This window comes from Rhodobium gokarnense (assembly GCF_025961475.1).
Taxonomy (GTDB): domain Bacteria; phylum Pseudomonadota; class Alphaproteobacteria; order Rhizobiales; family Rhodobiaceae; genus Rhodobium; species Rhodobium gokarnense.
On the sequence record NZ_JAOQNS010000003.1, the window covers coordinates 295,427 to 312,943 of the forward strand.

The window sequence follows — 17,517 nt, forward strand, 5'->3', positions numbered from 1 at the left end:
CGTGTCCTCCGGCGATTCGCGTGGGAGAGATAGCATCACCCTTGCGCGCGCCGGCGCAAGTCACATCGCAAAAGGATGAGGGACCGCAGCGCATCCCTTTGCATGTCGGACCGGTTTTTCCTATATTGGGGGAGCCGGTTCGCCGGCTATGGCGATAAATGACCGTCGCAATAAACCTATCGGACCCGGGGGCGGTACCCGGCGCCTCCACCACAGCCCAAAGGCCATGCGAAAGCGGGAACTTTGGGTTGCGGCGGGGGCGAAATAGGATCGACGAGGGTGTAAAGGGCGCGTTTTCGCTCGGCATGGTTCCGCCGTTATCGGGCCATCTCAATAGTTGCAAACGACAACTATGCTGAGGCTCGTCTCGCTGCGTAACGCAGTGCGATAACCTCTTTTGAAGCCCTGGCCGTTAGCCCGGTCAGGCGGGGTTCGGGAGCACCTGGCAACAGAAGCTCCCACTTTCCCGGACCCGACCTGTCGCCCGCGCCGCGTCTGTGGCGGCCCTTCGACGCAAACTCCGGCGTTGATTTTGTCTGGGATTCTCTGCCGTTTGGGTCCATTGTTAAGAAAGGTCGATTCCCGATCGACGGACACTCTCCAGCCGAATGCGCGAAACACGATGGCCGAAGACCTGATCCGCTATGACATTCTTGTGCAGGAGGCCCTGAGGGGCATCGTCCGCAAGGTCCTGCACGAGGTCGCCCGCACCGGGCTGCCGGGCGATCACCATTTCTATATCTCGTTCGAGACCTCCGCCCCCGGCGTCCGGGTCTCCAACCGCATCCGCAGCAAATACCCCAAGGACATGACCATCGTCCTGCAGCACCAGTTCTGGGATCTGGTGGTGACCGAGACGACCTTCGAGATCGGCCTGTCCTTCGGCGGCGTGCCGGAACACCTGCACATCCCCTTCAAGGCCGTGAAGGGCTTCTTCGACCCCCACGTCCAGTTCAACCTGCAATTCGAGCCCTACCGGCCGGATGAGGACGAGGCCGACGGCCAGGAAGGCGAGGGCGAGACCGCGCCGCTGATGCGCGCCGTGGAGGAAAACGAGACCGCGGCCGACACCATGGAGGCGACCGTCAGGGCGCTTGCCGAAAGCGGCAACGACGACGCCTCCGCGGCCGAGCCGGAAAAGGCCGGGGACGAGGCTGCCAGGAACGACAAGTCCGAGGCATCCGGCAAGTCAGAGACAGAAGACGGGGACAAGGACGGCGACGACGGCGAGGAAAAGCCGGCCGGCGCCGACGTCGTCTCCCTCGATGCCTTCCGCAAGAAATCCTGACCGGAGACCGGCCATGGGCGACGTCATCAACTTCCGCCAGGCCCGCAAAAAACACGACCGCGCCGCCAAGGAGCGCACGGCCGAGGAGAACCGCACCCGATTCGGCCGCACAAAGGGCGAAAAGGCCGCCGAGGACCAGCGCCGCGACGCCGAGATCCGCCATATCGACGGCCATCGCCTCGGCGATGCCGGACCCGACGGCGAGGACGACAAGGCCGGCTAGCCACGGCTTTTTATGTAGCCGCCGAAACCTTTCATTGACGACGCGACGCGATTTTCCGCTGATTGCGACACCCCCGTCCCGCGAAATTCCACGTTGCCTTTTTCTTGGCGATTTTCGTCGGGATACTGCTCCCATGCAGAAACGGTCACTCACCATCAACGGCCACCGGACCAGCCTGGCGTTGGAATCGGAATTCTGGGACGCCCTTGGCGACATGGCCCGGCAGAAGAACGTCTCGCTGTCGCGGCTGATCGCGGACATCGATGCCACCGGCGCCCATCCGAACCTCGCCTCGGCGGTCCGTTGTGCCGTTCTGGAATATTACCGCGGCCACGGTATCGGCGCGCTCAACGCCGCCGAATAGCCGGTCCGCGCGGGGGCCGCTCCGGCCGCCCGACGACGCGCCCCTGCGGCCACCTCGCCGCGGGCACCGGGACTGCAAACTCCCGAAAATCCGCTTTGAGACTCAATTCGCCGGCAGCAATTGCAGCGGCTGGCCCGTTGCCGGCGCATCGAACGGCGTCGGCGAGCGCGCATCGAAGGATTGCGATGCCCCCGGGAAGTCGGACGGACCGCCTGCGCCCGGCGGCGGCGGCACGTCGATGCCTTGCGGCAGCGGCGCGAGCCCGCCGCCGGTCGGGCGCGAGTCCCGGATGGCATCGCGCACCTGATCGTCGAGCGTGCGCGGCCGCAGCAGATCCCGGTTCTCCCGGCTGAAGCGCTCGCGGGCGCGCCGTTCGCGCTCCCGTTCCTCCCGGCGCGCGGCCTCCTCGGCTTCGCGCTGCCGGCGGGCCTCTTCCTCGGCCGCCTTCTGCCGTGCCGCCTCCTCGCGGCGGGCCTTCTCCTCGCGCTGGCGCCGCAGCTCCCGCGTCAGCCGCTGCCGCTCCAGGATCTCCGCCTGAAGCGCCTCGACCTTGTCGACCTCCTCCTCGTAAGCGCGAAGGGTGAGGTAGGACATCAGCGGCGCGATGTCGACCGAAAGGGCCGGATCGGCGCGCCTGCCGCGGAACGCCAGAAGCGCTTGCGGCTCGGCCGCGGAGACGGCGTCGTCCGGCGGCCGGAATCCGAACGTCCAGTCGCTCTCGAAGGCATTGTCGGAAAGATTGAGCGAGGCCGAGCCGAGCGCCTTCAGCGGCGGCGCTTCGAAAGACACGTTGCGTGCCCGGACTGTGCCGGAAGCGATCCCGAGCACCGCCTCGATGCGCTGAAACGGCACCTGGCCGGCAAAGAACGCCTCGGTGAAGGCCGCCTTGATCGCCTCGTCCTCCAGCGCCAGCCCGCCGTCGACCGCTTCGACGACCCTGTCGAAGGCCTTGGCGTTGATGCCGGAAATACGCCCGTCGCGCAGCGTCAGCGTGCCGCCGCCGGTGAGCGCGGAGACCATGGACGCGATCGAGCGGCCGGTGGCGTTGACGTCGGTGGCAAGGTCGAACCGCCCGGTGGCGAGCGACTGACCGTCCACCTGCCAGGCGATTTTTTCCACATCCCCGCCGGTGACCTTGAAGGTCGCGGCAAGCACCGCCTCTCCGGCGTCCGAGCGCTTGACCTGCAACGCGGCCTCCGCCTTGCCGCCGAGCATTGAACCGCCAACCTTGTCGAGCGCCATGCCGTTCGGCGTCAGGTCGATACGGAAGGAGGCATCCTCCAGCGCCGTCCTGTCGGTAAGCCAGAAGCGACTCGCCGTGACCTTGACGTCGGCGGAGACGAAGCCGAGGAGCGGCGCGCCGAAGGGCGCCGTCGGCCAGCGGTTCGACGCATCGCCGGAAAGGTCCTGCATGGCCCAGCTATCGGCGCCGAAGGCAAGCTCGGTGAGGAACCGGAGGTCGACCGCATCGAGCGCGAGCTCGCCGTCGAGCCGCGGCACCTGGCCGCCGAAATCCGCCGTGCCCGACCCGGCGATGCCGATATCGGCGATGCGGCCGGCGATACCGTTGACGCGCGCATCCGCGCCGCTGCCGACGATCTCGGCCGAAAGCCGCGCCGGGACGGTGCCGGCCGTGACCGGCAGCACCCTTCCGGTCAGCAGCGCCAGCGGCGACAGGTCGTCGCTCTGCAGTTCGCCGGAAAGGTCGTAGGAGAGCCCGCCCCCTTGCGGGAATTTCGCCGTCCCGGAAACCCGGAGCGTGGCGTCGGCGACGGTCGCCGAGCCGGTAACGTCGAGCCCCGTCCCGGGCGTGCCGGCAGACTTCAGCGTGATCCGGCCGGCCGGAATGTCGGTAAGCGGCAGCACCTCGAAACCGAGCTGGCCAAGGAGCCGGCCGCTGTCGGGTCCGGACAGCGCGGCATCGAACGAGGTCTTCGCGGCGCGCCACTTGTCGACGCGGCCGTCGAAGGTGCCGGCGACATGCAGTTCCGAGCCGCCGACATCGCCGCTGACATTGAGGGTCACGGTGCTGACGTCGTCGACGGCGCGCCCGGAGAGCTTGCCCTGGACAATCGCCGGCCCGAGCAGGCCGGAAGCTGCCGTCAGCCGCCGGGCGAGGTCGGAATCCGGATAAAGGTCGATAATGAGATTGGCGAGGCCGTCGAGCTTGTCCGCCGTCAGCGCCAGTTCGATGTCACCGTCCGGCGTCGTCAGCGCCTGTTTGATGGTGCCGTCGGCAACGACCCGCGCGCCGGCAAGATCGGCCAGGATCATCCGGTCGATGCGCAGCGTGTCGCCGGAGAAGTTGACGACGGCCTCGACGCCGCTCGCCTCCACATCGTCGGAGATCAGCGTGCCGACCCGGACCCTGACGTCGATATCGGTGATGCCGTCGCCGGTCCCCTCGCCATCTGCCTTTGCGTTGCCGCCATAACCGGCAAGCGCCAGCCGCGTTGCCGCGCCGAGCTGGGCGAGTTCGAACCGGTCGGCATTGAGGTCGAGCACGAAGGCGGCGTTGGCGCCGCTGCGCGCCGGGCGCCAGGAGATGCTGCCGGTGCCGAGCGACAGTTCGGTCTTCAGCCGCATGCCGGTGAGCGCGATGCCGGTCCCGCCGATGGTCAGCCGGCCGCGCACGTCGAGCGGGTCGAGCCGCGCCCCGGCGAGCGAGCCGCCGCCGCGCCACCAGTTGGCGAGCGCCGCCGGCTGCTCCACGGAAAGCCTCAGGTCGCCTTCGAAGCGGCTCCTCTCGCCAAGGCCGATCTCGCCGTCGAGGCCGATCCGCGTGCGCCCCGGCAACTGGCCGTCGAGCTCGGAGATGTACCAGCCGTCGGTCGTCGGCGTCGCATCGAAGCGGAGCTGCTGGATGGCGCCGCCGGCAACGACGACGCCCGGCAGGTCGACGGAGATGCGCCCGCCGATCGGCGGCCGCGGCAGGGCGGAAAGGCTGTCGAAGAAGGCGCCAAGGGTCGCCACCGCACCGCCCGAATGCAGCGTTCCGGCCGGCGTACCGGGCTCGGCGAGCATGCGGTCGAGGTCGATCTGCTGGGCCTTAACCTCCAGATCGAAGCGCGGCTCCGGTCCCGCTTCCAGCCGGCCGCCGCCGGTCAGGTTGAAGCGCCGGTCTTCAGAGCCGTAGGTGAGTTCGTAGTCCTCCACCGAGAGCGCGTCGCCGGAAAGGTCGAACCGGCCCGCGACCCGCCAGGGCGTTCCGGGCGGCACGGCCACGTCGAACGCCTCGTCGCTCGCCCCGTCCTCGGCCGTGCGCGGCTGCAGCCGCTCGATCTGGAAATCGCCGGCATAGCGCGGCATCAGGTCCTTGGCCGAGACAAGGCCGTCGAGCCGGACCTCCACCGGGCGCTCGGTCGGATTGATCTGCGCCTTGACGCGGATCGCCCCATCGGGCCGGAGCGTGCCGCTCGCCAGCTTCACCCGGTGCCTCTGGCCGCCGACAGTGACCGCTCCCTCGGCCCGGAACGGCCCGACCAGCGCCCGCGCGGACACCGAAAGGTCGACGTCGGAAAGGCGGTAGACCTTTGCCGAGCGGGCATCGGAGATCTGCACCGCGCCGTTGACCACCTCGACCTCTTCGAAAGCGACGGCCGCCGGATCGAAACCGGAGAGCCGGGTCGCCTTGCCGTCCTCGCCGAGCGCCGTGAGCTGCCCGTTGTCGTCGACGGCAAGCCGCACGTCCGGCCGCTCCAGGGTCATGTCGATGACCTTGACCTCGCCCTTCAGGAGCGGCGCCAGCTCGACGCGGGCGGAGAACCGCGAGACGATCATCAGCGGGTTTTCGGCATCGCCGATGCGCATGTCGGTGAAGGTGATCGACGGCGTCGGCAGCAGGTAGGCGTCGGCATCGCCGAGGATCTTCACCTGGCGCCCGATAAGCTGCTCGGCGTGGCGCTCGAAGACGTCGCGATAGGCCGTCCAGTCGATGAACAGCGGCCCGATCAGCGCTGCGACGAGGACGGCGATGATCGCCAGGCCGACGGTGATGTAGACGGAATTCAGAGCCGGTCTCCGTCAGGGTCAGGTGTCAGATGTCGGGGCGAAAGGACGCAAAGGGTTGGTCTCCTGCCGGCGCTCAGCCGTCAAGGGTGAAGATCTTGCCGGGGTTCATGATGTTCTTGGGGTCGATGGCGCGCTTGAGGGTGCGCATGATGTCGAGCGCCGGTCCGTGCTCGCGGGCCATGTATTTCATCTTGCCCTGGCCGATGCCGTGCTCGCCGGTGCAGGTGCCGCCCATCTCGATGGCGCGCCAGTTGAGTCGCTCGATGAAGCCGTCCGTCGCCGCCATCTCGTCCGGATTGTCCGGATCGAACAGCACCAGCACATGGAAATTGCCGTCGCCCACATGGCCGACCATGGTCGCGGTGAAGCCGTTCTCCTCGATGTCGGCGCGCGTCGCCATGACGCATTCGGCAAGCCGCGAGATCGGCACGCAGACGTCGGTGGAAACGCCCTTGGCCGCCGGCTTCAGCCTGAGCGAGGCCCAGTAGGCCTCGTGCCGCGCCTTCCACAGCCGCGAGCGGTCCTCCGTCTTGGTCGCCCAGTCGAACGGCCCGCCGCCGAACTCTTCCGCGATCTCGCCGAAGCGGTCGGCCTGTTCGGCAACGCCGGCCTCCGTGCCGTGAAACTCCAGGAAGAGGGTCGGCATCTCGGCGAGATCCAGCTTGGAATAGGCGTTGCAGGCGCGCACCTGGTGCTCGTCGAGGAACTCGATCCGCGCCACGGGGAGCCCGGACTGGATGGTCATGATGACGGCGTTGCAGGCCGATTCCACATCCGGGAACGGGCAGACACCGGCCGAGACCGCCTCCGGAATGCCGGAAAGCTTCAGCGTCACCTCAGCGATGACGGCGAGCGTTCCCTCCGAGCCGACAAGGAGCCGGGTAAGGTCGTAGCCGGCCGAGGACTTGCGCGCCCGCGAGCCCGTCTTGACGATGCTCCCGTCCGGCATCACCGCGGTCAGCGCCAGCACGTTGTCCTTCATGGTGCCGTAACGCACGGCGTTGGTGCCCGAGGCCCGGGTCGCGGCCATCCCGCCAAGGCTGGCGTCGGCCCCCGGATCGATCGGGAAGAACAGGCCCTGGTCGCGCAGATGCTCGTTGAGCTGCATGCGCGTGACGCCCGCCTCCACCGTGCAGTCGAGGTCCTCGGCATTGACGGCGACGATCTTGTTCATGCCCGACAGGTCGATGGAGATGCCGCCGGCGGGCGCATTGAGGTGGCCTTCCAGCGATGTGCCCGTGCCGAACGGAATCACCGGCACGCCGAATTCGGCGCACGTTCGCACGATGTCGGCGACCTCCTCGGTCGAGGAGGCGAACACCACCGCATCGGGCGGCTGGTTGGTGAGATAAGTGGTGGTGTGGCCGTGCTGTTCGCGGATCGCTTCGCCGGTGGCACAGCGCGTGCCGAATCGCTCCGTGAGGCGCGCGACCGCCGTCTCGATTGCCGCGTCGTCGCGCGCAACCAGCATCGCGGATGTCGCCATCGGCCTGTCTCCCTGAGGTACCGTGTCAGATGCGGGCGCCGGGTCCCGATTCCCCTTGCCGAGTCATTGTGCGACCGCGCCATTGTGTGCAACTTATCAAAAAACCCTGAATGACGGCAAAGGCTTCATGTGGGGCCGCACGGAGCGGGCCGCCGTCCCCTTTGAAAGCGTCGCCAAGGAGGCTCTCCATGTCCGGCACCCCCGCCCTTTCGAGCGGCGCAGACACGGCGCCGTTCCGGTCTTCCCGGAAGACGGTGCTGCCGGAATGGATCGATTACAACGGCCATCTCAACATGGCCTATTACAACGTCCTTTTCGATACCGCGATCGACGAATTCTTCCTCGCCGCCGGCCTCGGCCCCGACTATGTGGCGAGCGAGAACGCCTCCTTCTTCACCGTCGAGGCCCATATCTGCTACGTCCGCGAGCTCGCCGAAGGCGCGCCGGTCCATGTGGAGAGCCGCATCCTCGACGTCGACGACAAGCGCCTGCATTCCTGGCAGGAGCTCTACCACGCCGAGGAAGGCTTCCTGTCGGCGACGTCGGAACAGATGTTCCTCCATGTCGACATGGAGAGCCGGCGCACCGCGCCCTGGCCGGCGCCGATTCGCGAACGGCTCGACGCCCTCCAGGGTGCGGCGACGAAGCTCGGCCGGCCCGAGCGCGCCGGCCGCGCCATCCGCATCGCCCGCAAGGCCAGCGAACAAAGCGCCTGAGCGGCGGTGGCGAGGATCATGTTCTGGCAAAATTTCAAACTGCTGCCGACCACCGCCGTGAAGTGGATGCAGCCGAACGTCCGGCTGTTCCTGACCACCCGCCAGCCGACCATCTGGCTGCTTGCGATCATCATCGGTGTCTGCGTGTCAGCCGCGGCGATCGTCTTTCGCGTCGGCATCGGCGCCGTGCAGTGGGTCTGGCTCGGCACCATGAGCGAACAGGTCGCCGAAGCGACCGCGGCAGCTCCCTGGTACGTCATCGTGCTGACGCCCGCCGTCGGCGGCCTTCTCGTCGGGCTCTATCTGGAGCATGTGCATCCCGGCCGCCGCGCCGGCGGCGTCGCCGACGTCATCGAGGCCCGCGCCAATGGCGGACGCGGCCTCAAATTCTGGCCCGGCATCTCGTCGGCGGCCGTCACCGTGTTCTCCCTCGGCGTCGGCGGCAGCGCCGGCCGCGAGGGCCCGGTGGTGCATCTCGGCGCCACCCTCGGCGCCGCCATCTGCCAGGCGTTCCGGCTGCCCGATTCGGCGCGCCGGGTGATGCTCGCCTGCGGCGTCGCCAGCGCCGTCTCGGCCTCGTTCAACGCGCCGATCGCCGGCGCCCTGTTCGCCCATGAGGTGATCCTCGGCCACTATGCCCTCTCGGCTTTCGTGCCGATCGTCATTTCCTCCGTGCTCGGCACGATGCTGTCGCGCCTGTGGTTCGGTGGCGCCGCCGCCTTCGCCATCCCAGATTACCAGATCACCTCCTACTGGGAGCTGCCGGCCTTTGCGCTGCTCGGCCTCACCTGCGCCCTCGTCGCGGTCCTCTTCCAGTTCGCGCTGATCGGCACCGACTGGGTCGAGCGCAACATGCCGCTGCGCTTCTGGATGCGGCCGATGGCCGGCGGCCTTGCGGTCGGCCTCATCGCCCTCGTCTTCCCGCAGGTCCTTGGCGTCGGCTACCACGCCACCGACATGGCGCTGAAGACCGAGCTGCCGCTGACGCTGCTGATCTCGCTGCTCATCGCCAAGACCGCGGCGACGGCGATCACGCTGGCCTCGCGCTTCGGCGGCGGCATCTTCTCGCCGACGCTCTATATCGGCGCCATGACCGGCGGCGCCTTCGGCATCATCGCCGCCAGAGCCTTTCCCGAACTCGCCTCCAGCGAGGGCCTTTATGCCATCCTCGGCATGGGCGCGGTCGCTGCCGCCACCCTCGGCGCGCCGATCTCCACGGCAATGATCGTCTTCGAGCTGACCGGCGGCTACGCCCTGTCCATCGCCCTCCTCATCACCGTGTCGATCGCCACCGGCATCACCCAGGCGATCCACGGCCGCTCCTATTTCCACTGGCAACTGGAAATGCGCGGCATCGTCCTGCAGGAGGGCGCCCACAAATGGCTGGTCAAGCGCGTCCACGTCTCCGACTTCATGGAACGGCTGAAGGAGGACGAGGAGGTGCCGGAGTTCAGGCCGGAGGAGGGCGAGGCGTATCTGAGGCCCGCCGACACCCTTGAAACGGCCCTGCGCGCCTTCGATGCCAGCGGCCGGTCGAGCCTTTACGTGGTCGACCGGCGCGACCCGACCAGGGTCATCGGCCGCGCCTGGCACATCAGGGCGCTGCGCTATTTCAACTCCGCCCTCATCGAGGCCAATGTCGAGGAGCACCGGTAATCGAAGCCGGCGCCCCCGAGGCCTCCCTCACTCCGCCGCGGCGGCAGTCTCCGCGCGCTTTTCGGCGAGCGCCTGGGTGACGATCTGCCAGGAGGAGGAGAGGAACAGCGCCGCCATCGCCGCGGCGACGACGAGGTCCGGCCAGCCGGTGCCGGTCGCCCACACGGCGCCGGCCGCCAGCATCACCGCCACATTGCCGATCGCATCGTTGCGCGAGCACAGCCAGACGGAGCGCACATTGGCATCGCCGTCCTTGTAGCGCATCAAAAGCAGCACGCTGGCGAGGTTGGCGGCGAGCGCCATCACGCCGACAACGCCCATCACCTCGGCCTCCGGCACGCCCACGAAGACGACCCGGTAGACCGTCATGCCGAGCACGAAGAGGCCCATCAGCGACAGGCTGACGCCCTTGGCGAGCGCGGCATTGGTGCGCCAGGTGACGGACGCACCGATCACCGCCAGCGACAGCCCGTAGGTCAAGGCGTCGCCGAGGAAATCGAGCGCGTCGGCCTGCAGCGCCTGGGAGCGCGCCATCTGGCCGGCGGTCATTTCCACGAAAAACATGCCGGCATTGAGCGCGATCACGGCCCAGAGCCGGCGCTTGTAGTCAGCCGACATTCCGTCGAAGGATGCATGCGAGTGGGAGCAACAGGAACCCATGGTCCGACCTCTTTACTTCGGTTCGGACCACTACATAATATCTCTAGTCACTAGAGGTTCAAGGGGAGATTGCACATGCTTTCTATTGGCGAACTGTCGCAGCGCACCGAGGTCAAGGTGCCGACCATCCGCTATTACGAGGAGATCGGCCTGCTGCCGCCGGCCGAGCGCTCCCGAGGCAACCAGCGCCGCTACGGCAGGGCGGCCCTGGAACGCCTCGCCTTCATCCGCCATGCCCGCGACCTCGGCCTCTCCCTCGACGCCATCCGCGAGCTTCTGACCCTCAGCCAGCAGCCCGAGATGCCCTGCGACGAAGCCCACCGCATCGCCGGCGCCCATCTGGAGCACATCCGCGCCCGCATCGCCCAGTTGAAGCGCCTGGAGGCGGAACTGACCCGCATCGTCACCACCTGCCACGCCGACCAGATCGGCGACTGCCACATCATCCATGCCCTTGCCGAAACGACCGGTTTTGCCGAGCCGCTTTAGGTAAAAGTGCAGATATTGCTCTTGCTGCACTGTATACTGTGCATTAAAACTTTGAGGAGACCATTGAATACGGTTTATTTCACTTACGATTAGTAATTTAAAAAGGTTGCAGCAAGTAAATTCCCGGACAAGAAGGCCTCGCATCGGTCTTTTTGGGGAAGGGATTCGGCAATGAGACTGACAATAGCGCGCAAGATGGCCTTCGTTTTCGCGGGGCTTCTGCTCCTTGTGATCGTCACCGGCATGGTCGGCTATCGGGCGACCGAGATCGTCGGCAATGACGGCGTCGAAGCCGGCGTCAAGCTGGCGCCGCTCGGCGATGCGGCCATGGAAATCAAACTGACCGCCACCCAGGCCCATCTCCTGTTCGAGGAGATCATGGCCGGCGATGAGGGCGAGAGCATCGACGAGGTCTGGAAGCTGCTGGGCGAGACCGCGTTCTACGTAAAAGCCATCCTGGAGGGCGGCAAGAACGACGAGGGGACATTCCACCCGACGGAGTCGGATGTCGTGCGCGAGAAAATCGGCAAGGTCCACAAGGATCTCGAAATCTTCGTTGCCGCCGCCAAGGAGCGCTACGCCTCCCGCGCCCTTGCGCAAGGGTCCGGAACGAAGTCAGACGAGACCTACGATACGCTTTCCGCCGACCTGACCGATAGGATCGGCGCCCTCGGCGACCGACCGGCGCTTGCCGGCGACGCCGACGCCCAGCGCCGGGTTGGCGCGGCCCGTTTCCATCTCGCCGAGGCCCATTGGCGGATCGCCGAAATTCTCGGCGGCGACGACGATGAGGATTTCGGCAAGGTGACCGGGAACCTCGATGCCGCAAAGCAGCAGGTCGCCGGCCTTGCCACGGCCCCGTCCGCCGACATTGCGGCCATCACCGAGGATATCGACCGGTTGATCGCGGTCGCCGAAGAGCGCCACACAAAGACCAATATGGTCGGCAAGGCCGGTTCGGCTTCCGACGAAGCCTTCGACCAGACCTATGAAGCGCTGATGGAGGATGCCGACGCGGCCGAGACCGTCATCCACGAGCACATCGACGTCCGGATGCAGAACCTGAAGGACGAGACCGCTGTCGCGGGCCTGGTCATGGCGGCCATCGCCGTTGTCACCATCATCTTCGGCGTGCTGGCATATCTCTTCGTCGCCCGCGCCCTCGCCCGTCGCCTTTCCAGGCTCGGTGCGGTGACCAAGGAACTCGCCAAGGGCAATGCCGATGCCGACGTGCCCGACTGGACGCTGCACGACGAGGTCGGCGACCTCACCGCCTCGGTCCGCGTATTCAAGCAAAACCTCATCGAGCGCAAGCGCCTGGAGAGCCAGCAGACGGCCATGCGCGAAAAGGCCGAAGAGGAAAAGCGCGAGGCGATGTCCGAGCTCGCCGACGACTTCGAACGCAATATCGGCTCGATCGCCGACGCCGTCTCGTCCGCCGTCGCCGACCTGCAGGAAGCCTCGCGCACCATGAACGCCTCCAGCGAGCAGACCTCCGACCGGGCGTCCTCCGTCTCGCGCATGTCCGAGGACACCAACAGCAATGTCCAGTCGGTCGCCTCGGCCACCGAGGAACTGGCCTCCTCCGTCCAGGAGGTCGGCCGTCAGGTCGCCCAGTCCTCGGAAATGTCGAACCGTGCAGTCAGCGAGGCCCAGGCCACCGTCGACCGGGTTAATGCCCTGTCCAATGCCGCCAACCGAATCGGCGACATCATCACCCTGATCCAGGACATTGCCGAACAGACCAATCTCCTTGCCCTCAACGCCACCATCGAGGCCGCCCGCGCCGGCGAGGCCGGCAGGGGCTTTGCGGTCGTCGCCTCGGAGGTCAAGACGCTCGCCGAGCAGACCGCCAAGGCGACAACGGAGATCTCCGAGCAGATCGGCGAGATCCAGTCGACCACGTCACAGTCGTCCGAGGCCATCGGCACCATCTCCGACACCATCACCAGCCTGAACGAAATCGCCTCGGCAATCTCCGCCGCCGTCGACGAGCAGTCCGCCGCGACCCAGGAGATCGCCCGCAGCGTCAGCCAGGCCGCCGAGGGCACGAATGCGGTGACCGGCTCCATTTCCGACATTCGCGGCATGGCGGCGGAGACGTCAGCGTCCTCCGGCGGCGTCCAGGCATCTGCCGAGGCCCTCGGCCAGCAGGCCGACCGGCTGCGCACGGAAATGACGACCTTCCTGAAGCAGGTGCGCAGCGCCTGAGCCGGCGCAACCGAGGCCGGCCTAGCGCTTCACCGGGTCCATGGGTTTCATGGGCCCGGCCGGCTGCAGCGGCGTCTTCTTGCCGCCGAGCCTTTCCCTGAGATCGAGCCAGTTGACGTACCAGGCGACCTTGCGGTTGGACATCATCGGCAGCCGCGCCACATCGAGGCCGGTCAGCGGCGCGAACGGGCTGCCGCGCAGCGAGCCGTAGATACCGAAGCGCACCGTCGGCTTGGTGCTGACGGCGCGGGCGTGGAAGCCGTGGGTGTCGGCGACGACGAAGCTGTTGGCCGGCACGGCGACGGAGACCGGCGCCGGAAAGCCCATCTCCTCAAGGTCCTCCAGGGTCGCCCGGAACGAGCCCCGGGCATGGTAGACGACCGGATCGGCGTGCGCCGTCAGGCTCTTCTTGTATTCCCAGGCGATCCGTCCCGGCGTCATCCGGTGCGAGCCGGGCACGTAGGTGTAGGGCCCCTCGTCCTCGGCGATGTCGTGCATGAAGAACCAGCACTTGGCCGTCGGCTGGAAGGTATCCGAATGAACCGCCGTCTGCGGGTCCTGGTCGCCGCGGGTGGGATCGGTGAGGACGATGTGCAGGAACAGGATCGGCTCGGCGTTGAACGAGGCCATGTAGCGCAGCAGGCCCTGGAACAGCGGCCCGGTTACCAGCTCGCGCGTCACCGGCAGGCGCTCCAGCAGCGCGCGGTCGAGCGGCACGAAGCGGGTGACGGTGGCGCCCTGGCGCATTTCCCGCGCCTCGAAGGTGCCCTCGACCAGTTCCTCGCGCAGCTTGGCGAAATCGCCGTCGGAAAGGACGTTCTTCTTGACGACGAAGCCGTCGCGCGCGAATGCCTCGCGGTCCTCCGGCGTTGCCAGATGGCGCATCTGCGCCCGCCGCCAGTCGGCCATCCGCTCCGCGGCGCGGATGCGCGCCACGTGGAGGCCGCGCTTGTTGAGCGCCGGGCTGCCGATGATCGGATTGGCCTGGAACGACTTGGCGCCGGTAGCAAGCTCTGCGGCCCACAGCGGCGCCTTCAGGTAGGACAGTGCGGATCTCGACATCGACACCTCCGCCCGGAGCCGCCGCGCGTCGGCCCGTCAGATCTCCGGATAAAACGAATATCCCCCGTCGGTATTTCTATCCTGCCTTGAGAACGGCGGCAAGAAAACCGCCAGAGACCGGATCAAAGCGCATCCCCGGCAGGGCTCGGCACGGCGCCGAGGCGCCGGCGGTCGACCAGCGTGATGCGGCCGCGTTCCGTCTTCACCAGCCCCTGTTCGGCGAACTGCGCCATCAGCCGGCCGATCACCTCGCGCGTCGTGCCGATTTCCGCGGCAAGCTCCTGCTGGGTGTTCCGGACCGTGCCGTCGGCCGCCGCCTTCAGGATGAGGTAGCCGGAAAGCCGCTGGGCGACGGTCTGGGTGGTGTGCCGTTCCAGTTCGGTCATGATGCCGAAGACGGCGGAGGACAGCGCCCGCACGGTCAGGTCCTGGACCGGTGCCTCGCCGGCGAACAGAACGCGATAGGTGCTGCCCGGCACGATGCCGATCGTGGTGTCGGCCGCCGCCTCCACGAAGGCCGGATAGAGCACGTCGTTGAAGAGCGCGTTGAGTGCGAGGACGCATGTCTCGCCGGGTTCGATCCGGTAGAGCGTTGCCTGCTTGCCGCTTGCGCCGACCGTGAACACCCGCAACGCGCCGTCGAGCACGAAATAGGCGCCGGAGACGGCATCGCCCCGGTCGATCACCCGGCTCCCCCTGGCAAAGGACTTGCGCACGAGACGCTCGGCTAGGAGCGCCCGCCCCCCTTCGCTCATGCGCTCCACGAACCGCATCGCGTCCTCGCCCATTGGCCAACGCCCCCGACCGGCGCCGGCCCGTTACCGGCGCTCCGGCTGAGGGAGCGCCAATTCCGGGCCCGCGTCAATGCGGTGAGCGGTCAGTAGCCGACGCCCATCGCGTCGGCCGCCTGCCTGGTGGCGGCGAGGTGATGCTTGAACCCGGGCAGCACCTTTTCCACCAGCGCCTTGAAGTCCGCGTCCTCGATCGCCGGCAACAGCGTCGTCTCGATCGCCTCGATGACGGCGGTGTGGTAGGCGATTTCGTAGCGCAGATAGGCCTCGTCGAATTCCCGGCCGGACAGCTTGTCGAGCTTTTCCAGCGCCGCGGCCTGGGCGGCCCAGGACCCGTCGCCGTCCGGCGGCGTTCCGAGGACGCCCATCTTGGCGGCGACGTCGCGGCCCATTCTCTGTACGGCGCTGTGGTCGGTCACGACCATCTTCGCCAGCGCCCGCACTTCCTCGCTCTCGCCCTTCTTCCAGCCGAGCCGGCCGGTGGCGATGTCGGCCATGTTGGCCTGGTCGAAAATGGCGAAGATCGTCTCGTCGTCGAGGTCGCCGGCAACCGCCGGCGTGGCGCGGACGGCAACAAGGGCCAGCATCAGGCAAAGCCCGGTCTTGAAAAGGGCGTTCATTGGTCTCTCCTTCCCGTTTCGTGTTCCTGGAAGGGACCCTAGGCAGACCGCTGCCGGCGCTCTGTAGCCGAAGCTACAAAGCCGAGCGTTTTTCGAAAAGATCGGATGCGTCAGCCGGCGATCGGCCGCGTTGCCTTTTCCAGCCAGCGATAGGTGCCGTTGTCGACCTGCGGGCCGATCTCGGTGAAGACGAGGGCATGGTAGGTGTCGAGCCAGCCGCGCTCCTCCGCCGTCAGCATTTCGGCGACGATCAGGTGCCGGTCGATCGGTGCCAGCGTCAGCGTCTCCATGGCATGCATCGCCCGCTCGCCGTCCGGCACCGCGCAAGGGTCCGTGACGAGTTCCAGGTTCTCGATGCGGATGCCGAAATGGCCGGCCTTGTAGTAGCCCGGCTCGTTGGAGACGATCATACCGGCTTCCAGCGGCACCGTGCCGGCCTTGGAGATGCGCTGCGGTCCCTCGTGGACGGAGAGATAGGCGCCGACGCCGTGGCCGGTGCCGTGGTCGAAATCGAGCCCGGCCTTCCACAGCGCCATCCGCGCCAGAGCGTCGAGCTGCGCGCCGGAGGTGTTCTTCGGGAATTTCGCCGTCGAAATGGCGATATGGCCCTTGAGGACGCGGGTGAAGCGGTCGCGCATTTCCGCGCTCGGCTCGCCGACCGCAATGGTGCGGGTGACGTCCGTGGTGCCGTCCAGATACTGGCCGCCGGAATCGATCAGGTAGAGCATGCCCGGCTCGATCCGGAGATTGCTGGAATAGCTGACCCGGTAATGCGGGATCGCCGCGTGCGGACCGGCGGCGGAAATGGAATCGAAGGAGAGATCCTTCAGCATGCCGGAGGCCGCGCGGAACTCTTCGAGCTTCTTGGCCGCCGCGATCTCGGTGAGCTCGCCGCCCGGCGCGGTCCTGTCGAACCAGGCGAGGAATTTTGCGAGCGCGACGCCGTCGCGGGCATGGGCGGCGCGGGCGCCGTCGATCTCCGCGGCGTTCTTGGTCGCCTTCGGCAGCAGCACCGGATCGGCGCCTTCGACAACCGTGCCGCCGGCCGCCTCGATGCGCCGCGGGATCGCCGCCCCGGCAATGTTCGGGTCGACCAGCACGCGGGCCTTCGCCGCGCCGAGCGCATCGAGCCCGGCAAGGAGCGCATCGGGCTCGGAAATCTCGGCAAGGCCGGAAAGTGCATCGCGCACGGCATTGGAGAGCTTGCGGCCGTCGACGAAGAGCTGCGGTTTTGCCTCCCGGTTGAGGATCGCAAAGCTCGTCACCAGCGGCACATGGGTAACGTCGGAGCCGCGGATGTTGAACAGCCAGCAGATCGATTCCGGCGTCGTCAGCACCGCCGCATCGGCTTTCTTCTCGCCAAGGACGCCATTGATCCGGGCGATCTTGTCGCTCGCCTCCTCGCCGGCATAGTCGATCGGGTGGAGATGCACGGGGCCGAGTGGCGGCGCCGGCCGGTCGTCCCAGGTGGCGTCGAGCGGATTGGTCTCGCAGGGCACGAACTCAGCGCCCGCCTCCGCGCACAGCGCCTCGTATTTGCGGACCTCGCCAAGCGGATGCAGCATCGGGTCGTAGCCGATGCGCATGCCCTCACTTAGCCGTTCCTTCAGCCAGTCGCGCGGCATCTGGTCGGCCATGTGGATGGCCTGGAATGTGTCGGCATCGACCTGCTCGACCACCTGCACGGTGTAGCGGCCGTCGACGAACACCGCCGCCTCATTGGCCAGCACGACGGCAAGGCCGGCGGACCCGGTAAAGCCGGAGATGTAGCTGAGGCGTTCGGCATTGGGCGGCACATACTCGCCCTGGTGCTCGTCGGCGCGCGGCACGAGGAACCCGTCGAGCGAGCGCTGCGCCATCTCCTCGCGCAGGCGCTGTATACGCGGCAGCGCCGCGGCGGGGTCGGCAATGTCATCAAAGGACTGGTACATCCGCGTTCC

14 protein-coding genes and 1 other RNA gene are annotated in these 17,517 nt (G+C 67.4%); 8 read left to right on the plus strand and 7 right to left on the minus strand.

Annotated elements, in window-relative coordinates; all coding sequences use genetic code 11:
* Nucleotides 1-94: 94 nt before the first annotated feature.
* The 4 genes from ssrA (at nt 95) to M2319_RS06640 (ending at nt 1,875) form a co-directional block, all read left to right on the plus strand.
* Nucleotides 95-463, plus strand: a transfer-messenger RNA (tmRNA) gene (gene ssrA, locus M2319_RS06625).
* A 159-nt stretch (nt 464-622) separates the two neighbouring features.
* Nucleotides 623-1,288, plus strand: a complete 666-nt coding sequence (locus M2319_RS06630; protein WP_264600659.1) for an SspB family protein — start codon at nt 623-625, stop codon at nt 1,286-1,288.
* Nucleotides 1,289-1,301: 13 nt separating this feature from the next.
* Nucleotides 1,302-1,511: a DUF4169 family protein gene (locus tag M2319_RS06635; RefSeq protein WP_111435984.1), complete on the plus strand. Its 210-nt coding sequence runs from the start codon at nt 1,302-1,304 to the stop codon at nt 1,509-1,511.
* Between the two features lie 133 nt (nt 1,512-1,644).
* Entirely contained in the window at nt 1,645-1,875 is a 231-nt protein-coding gene (locus M2319_RS06640; protein WP_111435983.1) for a ribbon-helix-helix domain-containing protein, read from the plus strand.
* 102 nt (nt 1,876-1,977) lie between these two features.
* Here M2319_RS06640 and M2319_RS06645 read toward each other — a convergent pair whose 3' ends face one another.
* Nucleotides 1,978-5,886: an AsmA family protein gene (locus M2319_RS06645; RefSeq protein ID WP_319801768.1), complete on the minus strand. Its 3,909-nt coding sequence runs from the start codon at nt 5,884-5,886 to the stop codon at nt 1,978-1,980.
* 73 nt (nt 5,887-5,959) lie between these two features.
* The gene (locus M2319_RS06650; RefSeq protein ID WP_406682083.1) at nt 5,960-7,357 is read right to left on the minus strand and encodes an FAD-binding oxidoreductase; all 1,398 of its coding nucleotides are present in this window, start codon (nt 7,355-7,357) and stop codon (nt 5,960-5,962) included.
* Nucleotides 7,358-7,560: 203 nt separating this feature from the next.
* Here M2319_RS06650 and M2319_RS06655 point away from each other — a divergent pair, with 203 nt between their 5' ends.
* Nucleotides 7,561-8,088, plus strand: coding sequence for a thioesterase family protein (locus M2319_RS06655; protein ID WP_264600661.1), 528 nt, complete (start codon nt 7,561-7,563; stop codon nt 8,086-8,088).
* 18 nt (nt 8,089-8,106) lie between these two features.
* Entirely contained in the window at nt 8,107-9,744 is a 1,638-nt protein-coding gene (locus M2319_RS06660) for a chloride channel protein (protein ID WP_264600662.1), read from the plus strand.
* Nucleotides 9,745-9,771: 27 nt separating this feature from the next.
* Here the strand turns inward: M2319_RS06660 and M2319_RS06665 are convergent, their stop codons facing one another.
* Nucleotides 9,772-10,404: a cation transporter gene (locus M2319_RS06665; protein WP_264600663.1), complete on the minus strand. Its 633-nt coding sequence runs from the start codon at nt 10,402-10,404 to the stop codon at nt 9,772-9,774.
* Between the two features lie 75 nt (nt 10,405-10,479).
* On the opposite strand from M2319_RS06665, the gene M2319_RS06670 reads away from it, so the two are divergent.
* Entirely contained in the window at nt 10,480-10,893 is a 414-nt protein-coding gene (locus M2319_RS06670) for a MerR family transcriptional regulator (RefSeq protein WP_264600664.1), read from the plus strand.
* Nucleotides 10,894-11,064: 171 nt separating this feature from the next.
* Entirely contained in the window at nt 11,065-13,104 is a 2,040-nt protein-coding gene (locus M2319_RS06675) for a methyl-accepting chemotaxis protein (protein ID WP_264600665.1), read from the plus strand.
* A gap of 21 nt (nt 13,105-13,125) precedes the next feature.
* Here the strand turns inward: M2319_RS06675 and M2319_RS06680 are convergent, their stop codons facing one another.
* The 4 genes from M2319_RS06680 to M2319_RS06695 form a co-directional block, all read right to left on the minus strand.
* The gene (locus M2319_RS06680; RefSeq protein WP_264600666.1) at nt 13,126-14,166 is read right to left on the minus strand and encodes a phytanoyl-CoA dioxygenase family protein; all 1,041 of its coding nucleotides are present in this window, start codon (nt 14,164-14,166) and stop codon (nt 13,126-13,128) included.
* 122 nt (nt 14,167-14,288) lie between these two features.
* The gene (locus tag M2319_RS06685; RefSeq protein WP_264600667.1) at nt 14,289-14,954 is read right to left on the minus strand and encodes a Crp/Fnr family transcriptional regulator; all 666 of its coding nucleotides are present in this window, start codon (nt 14,952-14,954) and stop codon (nt 14,289-14,291) included.
* Nucleotides 14,955-15,043: 89 nt separating this feature from the next.
* Nucleotides 15,044-15,577 (minus strand): DUF4142 domain-containing protein, encoded by a 534-nt coding sequence (locus M2319_RS06690; protein ID WP_264600668.1) that lies wholly within the window; start codon nt 15,575-15,577, stop codon nt 15,044-15,046.
* Nucleotides 15,578-15,687: 110 nt separating this feature from the next.
* Nucleotides 15,688-17,508 (minus strand): aminopeptidase P family protein, encoded by a 1,821-nt coding sequence (locus tag M2319_RS06695; RefSeq protein ID WP_264600669.1) that lies wholly within the window; start codon nt 17,506-17,508, stop codon nt 15,688-15,690.
* Between the last annotated feature and the right edge of the window lie 9 nt (nt 17,509-17,517).